Source organism: Planococcus beijingensis, from assembly GCF_016820615.1.
In the GTDB taxonomy this organism is placed as follows: domain Bacteria; phylum Bacillota; class Bacilli; order Bacillales_A; family Planococcaceae; genus Planococcus; species Planococcus notacanthi.
Map to the genome: position 1 here is coordinate 399,682 of NZ_JADHDZ010000002.1, position 20,111 is coordinate 419,792.

22 protein-coding genes are annotated in these 20,111 nt (G+C 45.7%); 4 read left to right on the forward strand and 18 right to left on the reverse strand.

What is annotated here, in order from left to right; genetic code table 11:
• Positions 1-4: 4 nt before the first annotated feature.
• The gene (locus tag IRE19_RS08175; protein WP_238943125.1) at positions 5-835 is read right to left on the reverse strand and encodes a helix-turn-helix transcriptional regulator; all 831 of its coding nucleotides are present in this window, start codon (positions 833-835) and stop codon (positions 5-7) included.
• 161 nt (positions 836-996) lie between these two features.
• Positions 997-1,533 carry a GNAT family N-acetyltransferase gene (locus tag IRE19_RS08180; RefSeq protein ID WP_203339965.1) on the reverse strand — a complete coding sequence of 179 codons (537 nt, stop codon included), beginning with the start codon at positions 1,531-1,533 and terminating at the stop codon, positions 997-999.
• 358 nt (positions 1,534-1,891) lie between these two features.
• Here IRE19_RS08180 and IRE19_RS08185 point away from each other — a divergent pair, with 358 nt between their 5' ends.
• The gene (locus IRE19_RS08185) at positions 1,892-2,278 is read left to right on the forward strand and encodes a VOC family protein (protein ID WP_203339966.1); all 387 of its coding nucleotides are present in this window, start codon (positions 1,892-1,894) and stop codon (positions 2,276-2,278) included.
• Between the two features lie 506 nt (positions 2,279-2,784).
• Here IRE19_RS08185 and IRE19_RS08190 read toward each other — a convergent pair.
• From IRE19_RS08190 to IRE19_RS08240, 11 genes are all read right to left on the reverse strand, one after another.
• The gene (locus tag IRE19_RS08190; RefSeq protein WP_203339967.1) at positions 2,785-3,114 is read right to left on the reverse strand and encodes a hypothetical protein; all 330 of its coding nucleotides are present in this window, start codon (positions 3,112-3,114) and stop codon (positions 2,785-2,787) included.
• Positions 3,115-3,600: a hypothetical protein gene (locus IRE19_RS08195; protein ID WP_203339968.1), complete on the reverse strand. Its 486-nt coding sequence runs from the start codon at positions 3,598-3,600 to the stop codon at positions 3,115-3,117.
• A gap of 151 nt (positions 3,601-3,751) precedes the next feature.
• Positions 3,752-4,981 (reverse strand): MFS transporter, encoded by a 1,230-nt coding sequence (locus tag IRE19_RS08200; RefSeq protein WP_203339969.1) that lies wholly within the window; start codon positions 4,979-4,981, stop codon positions 3,752-3,754.
• Positions 4,982-5,112: 131 nt separating this feature from the next.
• The gene (locus IRE19_RS08205; protein WP_203339970.1) at positions 5,113-5,436 is read right to left on the reverse strand and encodes an ArsR/SmtB family transcription factor; all 324 of its coding nucleotides are present in this window, start codon (positions 5,434-5,436) and stop codon (positions 5,113-5,115) included.
• 141 nt (positions 5,437-5,577) lie between these two features.
• Entirely contained in the window at positions 5,578-6,210 is a 633-nt protein-coding gene (locus IRE19_RS08210) for a hypothetical protein (protein ID WP_203339971.1), read from the reverse strand.
• Positions 6,211-6,432: 222 nt separating this feature from the next.
• Entirely contained in the window at positions 6,433-6,930 is a 498-nt protein-coding gene (locus tag IRE19_RS08215; protein ID WP_238943126.1) for a hypothetical protein, read from the reverse strand.
• 140 nt (positions 6,931-7,070) lie between these two features.
• Positions 7,071-7,265 carry a hypothetical protein gene (locus IRE19_RS08220; protein WP_203339972.1) on the reverse strand — a complete coding sequence of 65 codons (195 nt, stop codon included), beginning with the start codon at positions 7,263-7,265 and terminating at the stop codon, positions 7,071-7,073.
• A 299-nt stretch (positions 7,266-7,564) separates the two neighbouring features.
• Positions 7,565-9,568: an ABC1 kinase family protein gene (locus tag IRE19_RS08225; RefSeq protein ID WP_203339973.1), complete on the reverse strand. Its 2,004-nt coding sequence runs from the start codon at positions 9,566-9,568 to the stop codon at positions 7,565-7,567.
• Positions 9,569-9,685: 117 nt separating this feature from the next.
• Positions 9,686-10,948: an MBL fold metallo-hydrolase gene (locus IRE19_RS08230; RefSeq protein WP_203339974.1), complete on the reverse strand. Its 1,263-nt coding sequence runs from the start codon at positions 10,946-10,948 to the stop codon at positions 9,686-9,688.
• A gap of 374 nt (positions 10,949-11,322) precedes the next feature.
• A complete protein-coding gene (locus IRE19_RS08235; protein ID WP_203339975.1) occupies positions 11,323-11,772 on the reverse strand; it encodes an SRPBCC family protein in 450 nt (149 codons plus the stop codon).
• Between the two features lie 12 nt (positions 11,773-11,784).
• Positions 11,785-12,237, reverse strand: a complete 453-nt coding sequence (locus tag IRE19_RS08240) for an SRPBCC family protein (RefSeq protein ID WP_203339976.1) — start codon at positions 12,235-12,237, stop codon at positions 11,785-11,787.
• A 137-nt stretch (positions 12,238-12,374) separates the two neighbouring features.
• Between IRE19_RS08240 and IRE19_RS08245 the strand changes: the two genes are divergently transcribed.
• On the forward strand, positions 12,375-12,560 hold the full coding sequence (locus tag IRE19_RS08245) for a hypothetical protein (protein WP_191715675.1): 186 nt from the start codon (positions 12,375-12,377) through the stop codon (positions 12,558-12,560).
• A 50-nt stretch (positions 12,561-12,610) separates the two neighbouring features.
• Here IRE19_RS08245 and IRE19_RS08250 read toward each other — a convergent pair whose 3' ends face one another.
• The 5 genes from IRE19_RS08250 to IRE19_RS08270 form a co-directional block, all read right to left on the reverse strand.
• Positions 12,611-13,198 (reverse strand): histidine phosphatase family protein, encoded by a 588-nt coding sequence (locus IRE19_RS08250; protein WP_203339977.1) that lies wholly within the window; start codon positions 13,196-13,198, stop codon positions 12,611-12,613.
• A 380-nt stretch (positions 13,199-13,578) separates the two neighbouring features.
• Positions 13,579-13,950, reverse strand: a complete 372-nt coding sequence (locus IRE19_RS08255) for a nuclear transport factor 2 family protein (protein ID WP_203339978.1) — start codon at positions 13,948-13,950, stop codon at positions 13,579-13,581.
• 345 nt (positions 13,951-14,295) lie between these two features.
• Positions 14,296-16,209 (reverse strand): PTS fructose transporter subunit IIABC, encoded by a 1,914-nt coding sequence (locus tag IRE19_RS08260; protein WP_203339979.1) that lies wholly within the window; start codon positions 16,207-16,209, stop codon positions 14,296-14,298.
• Positions 16,206-17,138: a 1-phosphofructokinase gene (gene pfkB / locus IRE19_RS08265; RefSeq protein ID WP_191715671.1), complete on the reverse strand. Its 933-nt coding sequence runs from the start codon at positions 17,136-17,138 to the stop codon at positions 16,206-16,208. Before pfkB ends, IRE19_RS08260 begins: the two co-directional genes overlap by 4 nt.
• On the reverse strand, positions 17,135-17,887 hold the full coding sequence (locus IRE19_RS08270; protein ID WP_203339980.1) for a DeoR/GlpR family DNA-binding transcription regulator: 753 nt from the start codon (positions 17,885-17,887) through the stop codon (positions 17,135-17,137). Before IRE19_RS08270 ends, pfkB begins: the two co-directional genes overlap by 4 nt.
• A gap of 202 nt (positions 17,888-18,089) precedes the next feature.
• Between IRE19_RS08270 and IRE19_RS08275 the strand changes: the two genes are divergently transcribed.
• On the forward strand, positions 18,090-18,359 hold the full coding sequence (locus IRE19_RS08275; RefSeq protein WP_191715669.1) for a phosphocarrier protein HPr: 270 nt from the start codon (positions 18,090-18,092) through the stop codon (positions 18,357-18,359).
• Positions 18,356-20,074: a phosphoenolpyruvate--protein phosphotransferase gene (gene ptsP / locus IRE19_RS08280; RefSeq protein WP_203339981.1), complete on the forward strand. Its 1,719-nt coding sequence runs from the start codon at positions 18,356-18,358 to the stop codon at positions 20,072-20,074. Before IRE19_RS08275 ends, ptsP begins: the two co-directional genes overlap by 4 nt.
• Positions 20,075-20,111: the final 37 nt, after the last annotated feature.

The following is a 20,111-nucleotide window of genomic DNA, read 5'->3' on the forward strand; positions in this document are numbered from 1 at the left end:
TTTTTTATTTAATTTCCTCGATTTGGTCAGCGGTTTTACAGGCAATGCGATATTGACGAGGGGTCTTGCTCGCTGCTTTTTTAAACGCTGCTTGGAATTGAGTGATGCTTTTGTAGCCGGTCGCTTGGGCTACTTCAGCAACCGGCATATCGGTGGCGAAGAGGAGTTGCCTCGCTGCGTCCATACGGCAAGAGATGAGGTATTGAAGGGGGCTGATGCCCGTTACTTGCTGGAAAGTGCGAGCCAGCTGGTATTTGTTCAAGCTGAAACGACCGGCGATGTCCTCGAGCGTCAAGGAGCGGCTATGGTTTTCTTCCATATAGAGTTTGATTTCCTGGATGGTATTTTCCCGGTTATGGAGTGCAGTCGCCTTGCGGTTTTCCATGGACCGGCTGATCAGTGCCAGAATCAGGCCGATCAAGTGATGCACCGCTTGTTCTGCATGAGGCTGCGTTTTTTCCTTTTGCAGACGGGCAAACAGGGCTTTAAGCGTGTGCAGGTCGCTGATTGGAATAACAGGGGGCCAGTCAGAAAAGGAAGGGGCAAGGAGCGGGTACCCACTAAAAGCCAGTCGGTATCCGCTTTGCTGTTTAGAGGCTGTATACCTCAGCTCATGCCAGGTTCCTGGCGGAATGACTAGTACGCTGCCAGCAGGAGCTTTGCAGCTTTTTCCTTCTAGACGACAGTGCACAGTGCCTTCAAGCACCAACAGCAATTCCACGGTTTCGGAATGCCGGTGGAGCGGCTGGTTCAGAGATTGTCCATGAGTACTTTCAAAAGGTTCGACTGTATAAAAGATGAGAGGGACTGTATTAATTTCCGTTGCTTTCGACAAAAGAATCGCTCATTTCCGTTTTCTTTTAGTATAACAAGAATTAATAAGTATTTCTGTATAATACCGGTAAATTTAAAAAGAAACTAAAAAACGCCGCAAGAATTGATAGGAAATTCTTGCGGCGAAGAATACTAAAAGAAAATATTTGCTGGCGAAGAGTGCTAGAACTGTTTGCGGTTGTCATAATCTTTCCGAAGCATGGCCATCAGGATTTCATCGGAATAGCGGTGATTCCAGTAAAGAGATTGCCGCAATGTGCCTTCTTTTTTAAATCCCGCTTTTTCGTATGCTTTTATTCCTCGTATATTATGGGAATACACTTCTAATTCCAGGCGGTTAAGCTGGAGCTCTTCAAACGCAAAAGCCAATGCCAGTTGGGTGGCTTCCGTACCATAGCCTTTGTTCCACGTATCCTTGCTGTGCAAGGCGATTCGGAATCCCGCTTTTTTGTTGTGCAAGTCTATGTCCAGGATGGCCAGATCTCCGATTGTTTCGCCTGAATCCAGGGAGCAGATCGCAAAGTCGCGGCGGCTCGGATCTTGGCTGAACCGTTTATAGCTTTCACGGATTTGATCAAATGTGAAAGAAGTGCGGGTGCCTGTCATGTACAAGAGTTCTTCGTCTTGGCATGAGCGGTACATGCTTTCCATGTCTTCGTCTTTGATGGCCCTTAAGTAGACCAGAGTGCCTTTTTTCATAATGATTGCTCCTTTAATGGGTAAGTGGACATTCGGCTTTGCAGCTCAGTTGATTGCACTTCATCTATTTTAACCTCTGACTCCTGCTTTTTGCGACCGTTTCTGGGTTTCAGACACGCAAAGGAGTGGGGAAGGTCAGTAAAAGCTGTGGAACCGTTTAAGGAATGATTTGAAATCGTATATATGGTTATCAGATACAGCAAATCACTGCGGTTTTGTAGGGGGATTTTCATTGGAAAATCGTGAAAAGAGGTGTTTATGATATGAATATTCAGATAAATAGAATAAAATCAAGGTAATAAATGCGGCTACCAACTTAATATGAGATTCATTAATTGAAGAAAGCAGGTGAGAAATCGTGAAAGAGTTGTGGATCAATCTGCCAGTCAAAGATTTGGAGAGATCCCGGGAGTTTTTCAGTGCGGTTGGGTTTAACGTCATGGAGCTAGGACAAGCCGGCAATGAAATGGTTGGGATGGTCGTCGGGGTTCATCAAGTACATGTCATGCTGGTTTTGGAGGAGCGATTTAAAAACTATTCGCTCAATGCATTAACGGATACCGACCAGTCGACAGAAGCATTATTTTCGATTTCAGTTGATTTGAAAGAAGAACTTGATGAGACGATCGGCAAAGTGAAACAAGCAGGCGGATTCGTATTTAGTGAACCGGCGGAACAGAATGGATTTTACGGAGCAGCATTTGCAGATCTGGACGGACACCGGTGGAATTTACTGGTGATGTAAACGATTGGCGTGTATGTGAACGTAAAGTTTAATTAAGCTCGTGTGATGACAAGTTTTATTTCAATCCATGAACCTGGATCTGTAGACGCAAAACTTGCTGAAGAATTTTTCTGGAAACAAAAAAATTCTTCAGCATACAAATTCAACACGTAAAATTAAAAAGATGTGCAAACATACGCAGAAAACACACAAAAGCTGAAATCCGTGAAATAAACCAAAAACAGCTTGTTTCAACAGGAAAATCGGTTCTGTCTCACTGTCATGAGTATACTTAATTAGTGAAACGTTACTTCCGATAATTTATATTATGTAAACTTAAAAAAGGATTTTGAGAAAAGAGGCTTTTTTGGCTTCTGCTCTTCTTCTGTCTTTGCCATTCATGTACATATTACACAGTCTTTCAAACTTATCGTATCCCACAGCATCCATTACTTCAAATATCCCCTTTACAATCATCAGGCATACTAACCGCTCATTTAATCCATTAGTATCTGTTCCGTTTCATTCTATTTGTTATTGGCACTTGGCGCACGCTGCATCAAATGCTTTTGGCCGTCTGGTTCTTCAACAATAACAAACGCGTTTTCACCTTTCACAGAATAAACGGTCGTTCCTGCTTCAAAAACATTGGATTGATTATTTGCTGGGAAAACGTCCGCAGGAACTTTCTTTGTGATAGTCCCTTTTATTTTATCAATCTCATAGCCATCGAGCGTTTCTTCCGTACCCCCATATTCAATGTCATTTATTACGATAATTATCGCGTAGCTTCCGGTTTCTTCGCTGCAAGCAGCTAGCATCCAACTCAGCATGACTACAGAAATGATTTTCTTCATTTATAGCGCCTCCAGACCTATGGATAAATACTTTACGAATGTCGTAATGCCGTGCTCTGAAAGGTAATGTCGATGGCTTAATTCGGTCACCCAATTGTCGTGAGTCAGTTGATACAAGCCGAATGTGTCTCGGTATGTATGGCAGCCTACATTTATATGGATCGGTCTCGGCCGCTCCAATAGTTTTTGCTTGTACATGCTGAATCCATGCTGATTAGGGACGCTGTATATTTCCAACACGTCACCTGTTTCCATGTATTTTTCAAGATACAGCAAAAAATCCGTATGTTCCAACCCGTAAGCTTCATATAAATAAGGAAGCGTAAACAATCCTTCAGTTTCTTTAAGCCAATAATCGTCTAGTGGTTGAACAGAAAAAGACAGAAGCTCTTCTTCTGTTTTAAAGGTGATTTGGTTTTGTTTATCCTGAATCTCTTGCGGAATGGCAAATGGCCTTAATGAAGCCAGAAATGCGATGGATGACATATTTGCCACTCTCCTAATTATAAAGGGTTATTTAACGGCGATTAAAAAAGCTGTTTATGAGTATACGGGCGATTGAGTCATCCGTTTCAACGAAGCTCTTAAAAAGGCAAAAAAAAACACCCAGCTAACTGCTGGGCGTCCATTCGAATTATTATTTTGCCCCCTGATACGCCGGAGCATTGACGTTTACTTCTTTTTGGTCCAACCGGTAACTGATGAACGACAAACCGGATGCAATCAGTGCACACAGTCCGCCAACCCAGGATAGATGAATCAAACTGCCATGTGCCACGACATATCCGCCGAGTGTCGCTCCCAGTGCAATGCCGATGTTGACAGCGACTGGCGTCAACGATGAAGCAAAGTCTTTGGCAGCCGGAAAATACACCGCCGCCAAATTCATCAAATACAGCTGAATCGTCGCGTTCATGACGTAGATCATGACGGCCATCAATAAGATGCTGATGAGACCGGCAACCGTCGATTGCATGGTAAAGAACAGCGATCCTAAGATGATGGCTTGAACGATAAAGACAAAGCGCAATTTGCTGATGCCGTTATGGCTGGCAATTTTCCCTGCCAATACATTGCTGAGGATGGAAAACGCGCCGTACGCCAAAAGTATTATGCTGATATACGCTGTCGGAATTCCCAATCCGTCTTCAAGAATCGGTGTGATATAGGTATAGACAGTATAAGTACCCGCAATGGCGAACGTCGGGATAAAGAACGCCAACACCATCCGCGGATTCGTCAGTAATTTCAACTGTTCTTTAGCGGATGCTTTTTCAACCTGCAAGTGTTTCGGGATAATGAAAATGCTGATCCCCAGACTGATGACACCCAAGAGGGCTGTAAACCAGAAAGTCAGCTGCCAATTGCCAAGCTGTCCGATAAACGTCCCTAAAGGAACCCCCAGAACGTTGGCAATCGTGAATCCGGCAAAAATGAGGGCAATGATTGACCCTTTCTTGGCTTCGGGCATGGTGTCACTGGCGATGCTCATCGACAAGGCGATCAATACACCGCTGACAACGGCTGTTAAGATACGCGACACCACTAAGAGTTCATAAGAACCTGATAAAGCACTGATGATGTTGCCGATGATGAAAATCGTTATAAATAAAAGCATCAATGGATATTTGGGAAACCGGCTGACGTAAGCCGTAAGCAGCGGTGTGCCGATGGCATAAGCAATCGCAAATCCTGAAATCAATGTCCCTGCCGTAGCCAATGTGATATTCAAATCGGTCGAGACTTCTGTTAAAAGCCCGACAATGACAAACTCGCTGGTCCCCATCACAAAAGTCAATAACGTTAAAGTAAATGCCAATACCTTCTGTTTTGTATTCAATAGATCTTTTCGCGCCTGTATGGCCATAAAATAATTCACTCCAATACTTTTCGTGTGGTGCCTTCCCTACTCTTATCTTAAAAAGTCTGGAGTTTAAAATATAGATATATCTAGAATAATCGATATGTAAATCAGGCAGAGGTCCGTTTCCAAAAGAATCAAATCTCCTGTTTCACGAACTCTGCAATTTTAGCCAATGTCTCTTCATTGCGTCTGTAATACGTCCATTGCCCATAGCGGACTGCTTCCAAAAGCCCGGCTTTTTGCATAAGTGACAAGTAATGCGAAACCGTGGACTGGGATAAGTTCACTTTATCTTGAATATCCCCCACACAAACCCCACCTTCAATGCTGACCTCCTTCGGCAAATGGGCCTGTTGTTTCGGGAAATTCTTTTCGGGTTCTTTCAGCCACTTCAGTATATCCAGACGAGTCTTGTTCGACAACGCTTTAAATACATCTAATTCATTTAAATTATCCATAGACGCATTGTATATCGATTTTATTCGATATGTCAAACATGGGAGCCAACGGAATGTAGATTGTGTACACTTGGACGTTTCTCAAATCAGGCGATTAATGAAAAAACGCCGCCTAAAAGGCCGCGTTCAGTCAAACTATGTTTATTCATTGTTGGTGAGTGCTTGATGCAGTCCATCTTCATAGCCGTCCAAATACTCAATCTTCCCGATTTTTCCTTCTTCAGGGACAGTGGCACTCCCTTCGAAATGGTAGTCACTCGATTCACCGTTTCCATCTGTGTACGCTACTTGGAAACTAATATCGTATAACGTATCTTCGGCTTCGTTTTGAGTGATTTCAATAGCGGAAGGAGTTAACTCATAGTCTTGTTCAAAGCTTGAATACATAAAAGCCGGCGTGGAATTGATGAAATGATCATAGCCGTTCTCTGTAAAATAAGAAGCGTACGTTTCTTCCATATAGCTCATTAACGCCTGGTATTCAGGTGATTCCAAGTAGGCTTCGTAATCATCCATATACTCTTCTGAAACCTGTGCTTCCATCGCTGCATTCAGTAATTCTTTATATTCCTCGTCTGGACCATTGAATTCCTCTTCAACAACGGCTCGAATGGCCTGTTCGTTTTTATCTACAGCTTCTTTGGCTTCCGCCCCGTTACCTTCTTCAGTATCGCCGGTGGAACATCCCATAAGCAGGAAACTGACAATCAGTAAAACCGAAAAACCAACATGATTCTTCCGAGATGCTTCTTCGTTCTTTTTAATAAAATACATAAAATCCCTCCCCATTGGTTAATTTCTGTATTTCAAAAGTCCGTTCTTGGTAATAATACGAATGAGAAGATGAATCGTTTCAATTTTCTTTCAATTTATTTCCAGAGCTTCTAACTTAAATTTAATCCAAAGTGATGAGTCATGATTTTATCCTGAAAAACCCACCAATTCGGCTGCGAATTGGTGGGTTAGGTCGGATTAGTGTTTTTAATAGGCTTTTACTTAGTGTAATGATGGTTTGGTCTTCAGTTCCATTGACTTTTTGTATCCTAGACACTCTCTAAACAACTTCCGGCCCACATATTGCTGAAAATCAGGAGAGTTTAACCGGTGATATTCGTTCCAATAGCTGATCATTCTGCTGTAGCTTCTGCAGAACGACTCTTTGTTTTCTAAACAAAAGCGCTGAATCTCGATGGTATCCTGATTCTTCAATAAGCCATAAACCATCTCCAGTATCTCTGCAACGTATTCATCACAGATTTTCACGATATAAGGGATAGCCCACTCTCTATAATCCATTTGCAGCAAGCAGCGCAGATGCTTTTGGCGTACCAAGCCATCGTGGCTTCTTGAATAGATGCAGTGCAGAATCATTTTTTGCTGAGGGCTTAACTTGGCGGCCGCTTTATCTGGAATGTCCACGTAATAGATGCGATAAGGGAATTGAATAGCCTTGCCTTTATGTACATAATGAATAAATTGCTCAGGCATCTCCATAGCAGCATTCGCCGATTTATGGCAATCAATCTGGTTACGGCAAGAACGTCCTCTTTCAACTGTTCAGGAAAGCCCTGATCAAACATCCAAGCGCCTCCCTGAAAACTATAATTTAACTATCAGTTAATCATATATACATGCTAGGCTTCTTTTCTTCTTTTCCATGCAACCAGGCCTAAAATTCCTTGGATAAAGAAAAAACATGGCACTATCGCTAAGTATCGAAATTCAATTTCATTAGTCAACATATAATAAATAAAGTAAATTGATAAAAAGATATAGAGGAGATTCCCAATCAAATCAATCATCTCTAATACCGGTTTCGACTTGCCCATGGCGTAGCACTCCTTTTTAGTTAAACGCTGCTTTTTCTTTTATAGCGTTTTTACTGTTATATAAAAAATGGTGCATAGCAAGAAAATCTCCCGATGTTTACATAAAAATAGCATACCTAAATTTACTGAATATTAAAATTTTAAATTACAAATATATTTTAAGACGATTTTTGCAAATCAAGATGTCTTGCTGTTCCTTCATTTTTGAAATTTAACTTCTCGATGACTAACGAAAATTGAGCGGTCAAAAAGCCAATAAAAATAGAAGAGCATATACCCTTCTCAGGATATATGCTCTTCTAGGCATTGCTTCGCTTCATATCACGTATGGCCTGGATAGACAGTCGCACCAACAGGATGACGCACAGGAACAATCCGGTATAAGCAGCGGTGTTCAAGTAGATGGCGTATTGGGTATTGATGAACTGTGCAATTGCGAGCAAAGCGGCTGATATCAAACCGAACGTGATGCCTGACAACAGCAGCACGAAACGGGAAAACAATTGAAGGATGAAATTGGCGTTGTGTTTGTCGGAAAACACGTCGTGGTGCAGGATGATTTTACCGCCTTCTATGCGCTGGATCAATTGATCGGCGCGTTTCGGCAACTTCATCATTTCCGGAATCAACAAGGCCAATTCTTCTTCGATTTTTTGTTTGGTTTCGCGTGGTTCGGTAAACGGCTTCTTCAGCACAGCGGTTTTGTATTTCTTCGCGAAGACTTTGGCTTCGGTGAACATATCGAACTTCGGATCGATGGTATGGAGCGTGCTGTCGAGGCTGATCAGTGAACGCAGCGCCATGCCGACAGAAGGATAGAAGGCTAAACCAAACTCACGGACGATATCAAACATGGCATGGATCAGTTCTTCCGTCTGGATCTTGTCGACGTACGATATCTTCAGCAGCAATTGCCCGACCGCTTGTTCAAGCTTTTGGCGGTCAATCTGGCTATTGTCTTCTACAAGTGCATTGATGGCGTCGCAAATGACTTCTGCGTCATTTTGCTGGACTCCGATGATGAACAGATTCAAACCGTCCTGCTGCGGAGCGGCCAAACGTCCAACAGCACCAAAATCCAGAAGAACCGGCTGTCCATCTTTTTCATCGATGAAGATATTGCCCGGATGCGGATCGGCATGAAAGATCCCGGAAAACAGCATCTGTTCAAAAAAGGAAAACAGCACCGTCCGCCCAAACTCTTTCTGGTCGACATTAAACTGGTCAAAAACGTCTTGCCCTCTGGAAATGCTCTTCCCTTTGAAAAACTGCATGACGATCAAGTTGTCGTTGCTGTATTCCCGGTAGACGTGCGGAATCTTCACCAAGTAATCACTCTTTTTGAGTGCGTTGGCCACTTGGATGGTATTGCGCGTCTCAATCCCGAAATTGATTTCTTCGCGCAGCCCGTTCGCAAAACCGATGGCGAGTTCACGGAAACCGATATTCTCTGCCCATTTCGACTTGCTGGCGACCCAATCGGCGAATTCGACGAGAATGTCTAAATCATTGCGCATGATGCCTTTCACTTCAGGACGCAGCAATTTCACCACTACGTCTTCCTGCGTTTTCCGCAGCACAGCCCGGTGCACTTGGCCGATGGAACCTGCAGCGAGCGGCTCCATATCAAATTCCGAGAAGACATCTTCAATGCTTGCCGATAAGGAATTCTTTAGAATGCTCGTAACTTGGTCGCTGGTCAGGGGTTTGACATCCTGCTGCAGGGTTTCCAGTTCTTCGATGAAGACGGGTGAAAACAGCTCGGTGCGAGTGGACAGCACCTGGCCGAATTTGATGAAGATGCCCCCGCTTTGTTCCAGCGTATCGCGGAAAGCAATGGCGAAATCACGATTGCTTTCCCGGTGGCGGGCATAACGGATTGTGCGGGAAAATCCGTTCCGGACAGCAATTTCAAGTACTTGGCTCAGGCGTTTTTGGCGGCGCCACCGGTGTCTTAGCCGTTGAACGATAAATTTCCGCCCAGTGATGCGCTCTCCCCGTTCGCCGAGTTCAATTGGATCGAACAGTTCGAAAAACAAGTAGAACAACATGGAAATCAGCAGCATACTGCCGATCCAAATGATGGCGCTGGCGTCTGTAACCGCAAAGGCGATGCTTTCAGTTGAAAAGTCCGTATAGCGCAGATACGAATACCAATAGACGAATGTCGTCAAACTGACCCCGAGCAGCACGGAAAGGATTCTTTTCGTAAAATTGACTTTCGAACCCATCAATCGGCCACTGACGTAATAGATGAACAGTGCAATTGCCAATAATTCCACTAACATAATCAAATAAGTCATGAAGGGCTTGCTCCTCTCATCCTCAGACTGCAACAGGCTGAATTTCTGCCTTCAGTATACCAAAACTTCTCTTAGAGTTCTGCTAGCCCACTAATGCAGTTCTAGCGTTATATGCAATCAGGTTTTGGTTTGGACTGGTTCCGGCAATTGTTGGAGCAAGGCGAGCAGCCCGTCCGGATAAAGCGTGGTTTCTTCCAGTGCCAATTCACCCAAACTGACCCATTTCGCCAGCTTTTTTTTGCTTCCTTCTGTCACCTCAAAGGATTCTCTCTGGAACTGTTCAGAATCCATGAATTCCACTTCGTAGACAAGGGAGATTTCATGGAAAACCCTTTTGTTTAAGGCATAGATGTTTTCGAGGACGTCCATATACCGCCCAACGCGGATTTCTGCATCGATTTCTTCTTTAAACTCTCTTTTCAGCGCATCTACTGAAGTCTCTCCCAGCTCAATCGTGCCGCCCAACGGCCGGTAGAAAGGGCCGACTCCTTTAGAATGACGCACGAATTGCTGTTCCAGGAGAAATGCATTTCCTTTTCTGAGGATGCCTAATGTATTTGCACGAGGCTGTATACACTGGTTCTTCCTGCTTTCAAAATCAAAGACGACAGAAGTGACAATATGGATGGTGTCCCATTCCCTGTTCGAAAACTTGATGATCGGATAAGTTTTTTGAAAAAGCTGTTGATTGATTTCGCTTGGGGTCTGTCCTTTTTTATAACGATCAATGATTGTTTGCTGCAGGTTTTCCAAGTGGTTCAGCTTCTGTTCAAGCAAGGCGCGTCCGTTTTCCAAAAAACCCGCATGGCTGCAGAAGACCGATGTGAATGGCAGCGCCAGTAATTTACGCAGCGATGCCATGATGAGCGGGACCGACTCTGTTTTCATCATAACGCGCGTTTTAGGGGACACAAAAAGATCTCCGGTAAACAGACGGCCCGATTCTTCATGAAACAAGGCAACATGGTCGTCGGCGTGTCCAGGTGTATGGATCACTTGCCATTCTAGTGTCCGGGAGCGGACGCGCTCCCCAAGCGGCAAAGCGTTAAAGGCGCGCCGATTGCCCCAGGTGATTTTTCGGTATTCCGGGTACTCTCCATCATCTTCAATTATTGGCATGCCCAGTGGATGAAGAAAAAATGGAACTTCAACATGTTGCTGGAGCCATGCGGCGTTTCCGGTATGATCTTCATGGTGATGCGTCAAGACGACTTGGTCAAACGAATGATCAGTGAAAAACACCTCTAATTCTTTTTGAAGTTTCTCGGCGCCCGTATCAATCAGCATGCCGTCAACCAGATACACAAATACTTTGCTGCGCGTTTCTTCTAAAATTCCTTCTACGCACAAAACCTGTTCTTTTTCATAGACCTTGATCATGTTCCAATCCCCCTATGGATGATGAAGTAGCTATGCTCATTTCCTATATCATACAAATACAGCCTTCAGCTGTCACGAAAAGCCTTGTTTTTCTGCTATTACTTTGCACGATTCTTTTAATCTATGTTGTTTCTTGTTTCAATTGAGGTAATTTATTGATTTTTAATTTTTCTTGTAGACGTTTTTGAACTTATATGTTAAATCCTTAAGTAGTTTGTTACATATCTTTAAAAAAAGAGCTTACCTTCTGTTTTTGACATATCGACAGATGAAAGCTCTTTTGTTTCTATTTTGTTTATAGTTGTTTGTTCATCTATTTTCATGGTTTTCTGTTAAATAAGGAACCGTTCTTGTATGATTGTTGTCATTTACCTTTAAGATTCTGCCTTTGTGCGCACCCGCTCCACCAATTCTTTTGCCTGCTCTCTGCTGCTGTCGTTCGGGTCAAGCTTCAGCAAAGCCCTCCCCGCCAAATTGGCCCCCGTATTGGAACCGCTATAGACGAATAAGGTCTCTTCATCACTGATTTTGCTTAAGTTAAAGCTTAAGGAGATCTTGAAAAGCCCCCCTGCCACAAAGCTGAGGTCTTTGCGCTTGCCATTCGGCAAATCTTCATAAGCAGTGATTTCCATGACATAGCTGACCAACCGGTTGCCCATCTGGTTTTGCTGCGCATACTTGGAACCCACTTGGTTAGGCGGGCCTTCGATCAATTGGTGTTTTTTCAGCTGCGGCATAATGGTTTGCAGCCGGTCATCCAAAAACAGTGCCCATACCTTATCAATAGGAGCATGGATCACCCGTTGCTCATTCCAGTGCACCATCTTTTCGTCCCCCTAAAGTTTCAAAGCTTCCTCGCGTACGCGCTCCATGAACGTCTGGACGGTTTGCTGGCGTGTTTTCTTGCTGCCCGTCAGCAGCATCGCCTTGCCCATTAACCCCTTGCCTTTGTTCGAGCCTTCGTAAATGAACTTTGTCCGGTTTTCACCGTCTTTCAACAGCGTAAACGAATAAAACACATCAAAACTCTGGCCCATCTCAAACTGTGTTTGTTTACGTTTTTTATCGGGTGTATCCTCATAACCGACGGTCTCGACGATATAAGTTTGCAGCTGGTTCCCTTCATGGTAGCTTTGGGCATGTTTGGCACCAAACTGGTCATTGTCGTTTTCCAACAGAATATGCTCTTCTACTTTGGGCATCAATTTTTTCACGTTGTCATCCCGGAACAAACTCCATACTTTTTCGATATCGGCCTCAATCACCATTTCTTCTTTCCATTTCACCATACCGGTTCCTCCTCAACTGACGTTCTCTCTTTGCCATTATGCCATTCCTTCTGGCAACTTTCACTTTTTGGGTTTAATGTGCCTGCTTGAAATAATCACCAGCAGCTTTATAATAAGGAAAGGAACGGAGTGAAGAAATGAAGACACCAACCATTTTGATTTTATTCATCATCGCCATGCAATTGATCACTTCAGCAAATGCTTTGATTTTTGACGGCATGCTGGGCGATATCGTCTTCTGGTTCAATTCAGCCTTATTCATGGGAGCGATGGCTGTATACGTCTACCGCATGGACAAAGAAAAAAATACAGCGAAAAAATAAAAAGCAGCAAGACGAAAAATCGTCTTGCTGCTTTTTTAAAGGCTGCCGGCTTAACTGCTGCTCAGCGAGTGTTGAAGATGGCTTACCTGATTGTAATTTTGGATGATCCAATTGTGTTGGTCGAAATGGATATGGCTAAGGCAAGCATTCAACAACCGGGTTTTCCCGGAGCCGATTTCACCGTTCGACAATTCACCGAGTATGGAATTGATGACGCCTCCATGGGAAACCAGCAGCACACGCTGTTCAGGAAAGCGATCGTTGATAATCTTCAATCCTGCAGCGAGCCGTTCTGCGAAAAGCTCATTGTCTTCCTGGTTCGGGTAAAACCGGTTTGGAAATGTCAGCGCACGTTCTTCATAGGTCATTCCTTCAGCGTCCCCAAAATGTTTTTCCGCAAACTGTTCCATTTCAATCAGCGGCAACCCCAGGGTTTCATTGATGATTTCAGCAGTACGCCGGGCGCGCTGCAGCGGACTCGTGATGATCAAATCCCAATCGGCACCAGTTAAATACGCCCCGCATTGCGCAGCTTGGCGTGCACCTGCTTTATTCAATGGAATATCGGACGTCCCTTGAATCTTCCCTTGTGCATTCCAGTCCGTTTCCCCGTGCCGAACCAAACATACGGTGGTCATATTTAGTCACCCTCTAGTCATAGTTGATATTTCTCCATTTTACCATAAACTCAGCCTACGTTCATCAGAAAAGACGAGCCAGCAAACTGTATCGCCCCTTTTACCCCTTCTTCAGATGGTACCCAAGTATTGCCCCATAGTTGTTTCGAGAGATACTGCTGGAAATGCCAAAGGTTCAGTCATCCTATCTTTATTCATTTACATTTATTGCAGCAATGATTTTTCTAATTCGCTTTCTTTTTCATTGTTTACATATTTTGAACTTTTTTTGCTTAGCCTTATGTAAGTAATTACATTTATAGCTATGAACGCCATTTCGCTGTTGTCTTTTCCCCAAAGAACCCCCCTCTGTCTCACACCAGAGGGGGGTTTCCGTTTCTTTATTCCTTCAATTCGATAACGAAAGTGGTCATATCCTTTATTTTTCCATCTTCTTCGTCACCCAATACGTAAAAGTCACAAAATGCATACATTTTCGGTTTATCCCCGTCGCCTTTCTTGATCATTTTCCCTTTTAGCGCCGCTTCCCTGCCGTTGGTCAAAGAAAGTTCCGTCGTACAGTCCATATTGGTATAACCCTCTTCTACGCCGAAAGCCACATCAAGAAACGCTTGCTTGCCTCTGATCGGTTCGGACCCGACGATGGTCCATACTACGTCTTCCGTAATACTTGATTCAATGAATTCCCGGTCACCTTGAAAGAATGCCTCATTGAATTGGCGAAAAAAATCCGTATCTCTTGCGGTTTTCATTCTTAGCCGCTCCTTCCACTTAACGTTCCTTTCGTATAGTTTCTTGTGTCTTGTCGGCAAGCAGCATGCCTGCCGATGAAATCTTTCCTGGATGATCATGCGCCAAAACAGTCATTCCCCCTGAAAATGATCCACTGCATATGGTGACTCCTGTCAGTGTCCTTTCACCTCTTTCTAATCCATTTTGCCAACCGGCTCCGCCCTGTAGGTGTTATTGTATTATTCAATACCCATTTTGCAGGAGAATCATACGCAAAATCACAGCGTTAAAGCATTTATTTTGCGGAGCGGCAGGCAACCAAATAAAAAACCGCTTCAGGACAGAAATCCCGAAGCGGTTAATCATTATGCGGCTACGGCCACGCGTTTTTTCAATGCCCCGGCAACAATCGCGGTGACAACAGCACCTGCCAGAATTGCAAGAACATACATCAAGATGCTGGCTACGCCGCCGTCGACAAGGCCGATGACGAAGACTCCACCATGCGGAGCGCGTAGGCCGATGTCAAACAGCATAACCAAAGCGCCCGTGACAGCCGCTCCGGCCACTGAAGCCGGGATGACACGTGCCGGATCGGCCGCGGCAAATGGAATGACGCCTTCTGTGATAAAGCAGGCACCGAGCACGTAAGCCGTTTTGCCGGCTTCACGTTCGGGTTTGGTGAATTTATTCTTGAACAAAGTTGTAGCAATGGCCATGCCCAGCGGCGGAACCATTCCAGCCGCCATGACCGTCGCCATGAAATTGAAGTTTTGTGCATCCAGCATCGCGATGCCGAATGTATAAGCTGCTTTGTTGATGGGACCGCCCATATCAATGGCCATCATACCGCCTAACAGCAATCCCACCAATACCAGGTTCGTACCGCCGAGGCTTTCCAGAAACGAAGAAATCGCTGTGTAGACTTTAGTCAGCTGCGGATTGACCAGCATCATGATGATGCCGGTGACGGCAATCGCAAAGACCGGGTAAAACAGGACCGGTTTCAAGCCTTCTAAGGAGTTCGGCAGTCCGGCAAATACTTTTTTGACCAATAGCGTTACGTAACCGGCCAGGAATCCGGCGATCAAGCCGCCAAGGAATCCGGAACCGCCGCTCGCTTCTTCAACACCCGTAACTGTGATGGCAATCAATCCGCCAATCATACCTGGTGCAAATCCGGGACGATCAGCGATGCTCATGGCGATAAATCCGGCAAGTACCGGAACCATCAGGAAGAAAGCATTGCCGCCGCCGATGGTATTCAGCATAGCCGCGAATTCATTGTATTCAGGACTGTCAGGATTTGACGCGTTGATGCCCCAGAAAAACGAGATGGCAATTAAGATACCGCCTCCGACAACAAACGGCAGCATATTCGATACCCCGTTCATCAAATGTTTATAGAAGCCGCCTTTGGTTTCCCCAGCATCCGCTTCGTCTTTAGATTTGTCGTGTTTATAAGTAGGTGCATCACCTGTCACCGCCCGATTCAACAACGTATCTGTTTCATAGATGGCTTTGCCGACCCCCGTCTGAATCACCGGCTTGCCGTTGAAACGGCTCATTTCCACTTTGGTGTCAGCTGCAACGATAATGGCGTCCGCTCCTGCAATGTCTTCATCAGTCAACCGGTTTTTGACGCCGCTCGATCCGTTGGTTTCCACTTTCAAAGCGATGCCCAGCTCTTTGGCGCGTTCGTTGAGCTTTTCTGCAGCCATGTACGTGTGCGCGATCCCTGTCGGACATGCCGTGACGGCCAGGATTTTTTTCTGTGTGCTGTCAGCGGGAATGTTTTCTGCAGCTTCTTCCGGTTCTTCCAGAGAAGCTTCTTTGGCGGAAATCACTTCCAGCACTTCCTGCTTGGACTGGGCTGCCAGGATATTGGTGCGGAACTTGTCATCCATCAGGAAAGTTGCAAGACGGGACAGCGCTTCCAAATGGTCATCATTGGCGCCTTCACTGGCAGCGATCATGAAGAACAGATTTGCTGGCTGGCCGTCGAGCGATTCAAAGTCCAGCCCTTCAGACGAACGGCCAAACGCGATGGCCGGCGATTTGACCGCAGCGGATTTGGCATGCGGAATGGCGATGCCGTCGCCGATGCCCGTTGTGCTTTGGCTCTCGCGCTCCAGGATGGCTGAAATGAATGCGGTTCTATCCGCTAATTTGCCGGCACGTTCCAGTTGGGAAGCCAGTTCTTCAAGCACTTGTTGTTTGGTTGTAGCGGATAAGTTCAGGATAATGGTTTCTTCAGTTAACAGCTGCGTAATTTTCATGGAGTCACACCCTTTTCTTCGAATGGATAAATCTCAACTTGGCCCAACAGGTTTTCAACATCTTCAAAGCGGCAAAGATCGGACCGGAAAGCGGTGGCGGAGCCGCTTGCCACTCCGTATCGGAAAGCTTCCAGCGGATCGCGTTGTGCGGTGTAGGAAGCAATGAACCCCGATACCAGCGAATCACCCGAACCGACGGTGTTGACGACTTGTCCTCGTGGCGCTTTGGCCAGCCAGGCACCGTCTTGGGTTACCATAAGTGCCCCTTCGCCTCCCATGGATACGATGACATGGTCCGTATTTTGGTCCACCAGTTTTTTGGCGTAGCGGAAAGCTTCTGCCACTGTGCTGATTTTCACATCGAACAATTCGCCCAGCTCCTGTTGATTAGGTTTGACCAGAAAGACCGGAGCGGCCAGAAGGCTTTTCAATGCAGGCCCTGAAGTGTCGAGTACAAAATGCACTTGATTGGCTGCACAGATGTTCGCGAGCTCCAGGAAATAAGCCGAATCAATGGAACCGGGCAGGCTGCCGGCTAAAATGAACCAGTCGCCTTCTGCCATCAAACGAACTTTTTCAGTTAACGCATCCAGCTGATCGCCGTTCAATTCAGGGCCAGGCCCGTTCAGTTCGGTTTCCTCGTCCGATTTGATTTTGACGTTGATGCGGGTGATTTCCGAAGTTTGGATAAAATCAGCATCGACCCCTTCATTTTTCAGAAACTCCTCTATATAATGCCCCGTAAAGCCGCCGGCATAGCCGAGTGCTTGATTGGAGACGCCGAGGCGCTTTAAGACGCGGGACACGTTGATGCCTTTTCCTCCCGGGTAATAGTAGACTTCGTCAGAGCGGTTCAGTTTTCCGCTCCTGAATTCGGGTACATATACTGTGTAGTCAATGGATGGTGTAATGGTACAGGTGTAAATCATCGGTCCACAACCTTTACTGTTGTCTTTTTTTCAAGCCCAGCATTGGCTTCTTTGGAAATTTCATCTACAATTAAAGTGGCGCGGTCCAAATCCATAATCTTGGCAAAACTGATTTTATTGGCTTTGGAGTGATCAGCGAGCGCATAGGTTTTTTTGGCCAGGGAACTGGCCAGTTGCTTGACAGCTGCTTCTTCGGGGTCCGGTGTCGTATAGCCGTAATCCGCATGGAATCCATTGATTCCAAGAAAGCAGATGTCGAAGCGGTAGTTCTGCAAAGCTTGGATGGTATGGGAACCGACAAAGGCGCCGGTTCTTGGTTTCATCAACCCGCCGGTCAAGTAAGTGGTGATGCCTTGGTCGGTCAGGGCTTCGACAAGCGTTAGCCCGTTCGTGACGACCACCAGATCCTTGTCTTTCAGAAACGGAATCAGTTGAAAGGTCGTGGTACCCGCATCCAGGAAAACGCTGTCTCCCTGCTGGACAAAAGAAGAAGCAAATTCCGCAATCCTGATTTTTTCATCCAGGAATTGCGTCGATTTGTCTTTGATGCTGGGTTCCAGCAGGTTTTGACCCGGCAGAATCGCTCCGCCGAAAACGCGTTCCAGTTTTCGAGACTGTTCAAGATCCGTCAAATCCCTTCGGATCGTCGATTCTGACGCACCTGTCGATTCCACCAGCTCCTGGATTTTGACGGTCTGTTTTTCATCCAACAGCCGCAAAATGTAGGCATGCCGTTCGTTGGTCAGCAAGGTATCACCTTCTTTTTAATAGAGTAAAAGTTCTGTTAAATAGATACTACTTGAAATCGCTTCCACAATCAATCATAATCGTTCATAAGCAATCAAAAACGTACTTCTCTTATGGTTATCCGCTCAAAAACCGTCATGAACGGCATGAACGGTCAGAAGAATGCTAAAAAACGATTGCACTTACAAAAGGAGGAAATCAATCATGGTCGAAAAACAATTCACAATTACAGATGAAGCAGGTATGCACGCACGTCCGGCTTCCGCATTGGTTGGAGCCGTATCAAAATTCAAATCAGACATCACAATCGAACATAAAGGTAAAAAAGTGAACCTTAAATCAATCTTGGGTGTTATGTCGCTAGGCGTTCCTAGTGGTTCAGTAGTCACCATCGCAGCTGATGGAGAAGACGAAAACGAAGCCATTGAGAAAGCAGCAGCCGTCATGCAGTCTGAAGGGATTTCAACCCCATGACAAAAACAATGTCCGGAATTGCAGCATCGAATGGGATAGCCATCGCTAAAGCTTTTCGCTTGGAAAATCCGGTATTGAATGTTGATAAGCGGACAGTTTCGGATATCGACAGCGAATTGGAACGAATGACTTCTGCATTGGAAAAATCCATTGCGGAACTGGAAGTGATCCAAAAGAAAACGGCTGAAACGATCAGCGATAAAGAAGCGGCGATTTTCGGTGCCCACTTGCTGGTCTTGAGCGATCCTGAACTGGTCGGACCGATTACAGAACGAATCACCACTGACCACGTCAATGCAGAGTTTGCATTGCAGGAAACTACAGACATGTTCATTTCCATGTTTGAGGCGATGGACAATGATTACATGAAAGAACGCGCTGCGGATATCCGCGACGTCAGAAAACGGGTGTTGGCTCACCTCTTGGGTGTCACCATCCAAAGCCCGAGCATGATTTCCGATGAAGTCATTATCATCGCGGAAGATTTGACGCCTTCTGATACCGTTCAGTTGAATGCCCAGTTCGTCAAAGGTTTTATTACGGACATCGGCGGGCGCACTTCCCACTCGGCAATTCTGGCACGGACGCTGGAAATCCCGGCAGTGGTCGGAGCGAAAACCGCCATGGCGGATATCCAGAACGGCATGACCGTCATTGTGGATGGATTGGATGGAACGATTTTAATCGATCCGGAAGACAGCGTCATCGAAGAATACCAAAACAAGCAAGCGGCTTATGACGAACAAAAAACCGAATGGGCCAAAATGAAGAACGAAGCGACGGTTTCCTCTGACGGCCAGGCCGTTGAAATCGGCGCCAATATCGGAACGCCGAAAGACATTGCCGGTGTCCTTGATAACGGCGGCGAAGCAATTGGCTTGTACCGCACGGAATTCCTGTATATGGGCCGCGACCAGTTTCCGACTGAAGACGAGCAAGTCGAAGCCTATGCTGCTGTTTTAAAAGGCATGGAAGGCAAACCGACCGTTGTCCGCACATTGGATATCGGCGGCGACAAAGAGCTGTCGTATTTGGATCTGCCAAAAGAACTCAACCCGTTCCTTGGCTTGCGCGCCATTCGTTTATGCTTGGAAATGCCGGACATGTTCCGTACGCAGCTGCGTGCGTTGCTTCGTGCCAGCGTCCACGGCAACTTGAAAATCATGTTCCCGATGATCGCGACGCTGGATGAATTCCGCGAAGCGAAAGCTTTGTTAGTAGAGGAAAAAGCGAAACTTCAGGCTAAAGGCATTGAAGTAAGTGAGTCAATCGAAGTCGGCATCATGGTTGAAATACCATCAACCGCTGTCATGGCGGATACGTTCGCCAAAGAAGTCGATTTCTTCTCGATCGGCACCAACGATTTGATCCAGTACACCATGGCCGCAGACCGTATGAATGAAAGCGTGTCGTATTTGTACCAGCCATTCAACCCGGCTATCTTGCGCCTGGTGAAAATGGTCATCGACGCTTCTCACCGCGAAGGCAAATGGACCGGCATGTGCGGAGAAATGGCGGGAGACGAAATCGCCATCCCGATTCTTCTCGGCTTAGGCTTGGATGAGTTCTCAATGAGCGCTTCTTCGATTCTAAAAGCACGTTCCCAGATCAGCAAGCTTTCCAAAGCTGAAATGGCACAGCACACAGACCGCATCCTGGCGCTCAGCACTTCCCAGGAAGTTGAAGATTACGTCACCACCCTTTCCAATAACTAAAAACGAGCCGAGGGAAAATTCCCTCAGCTCGTTTTTT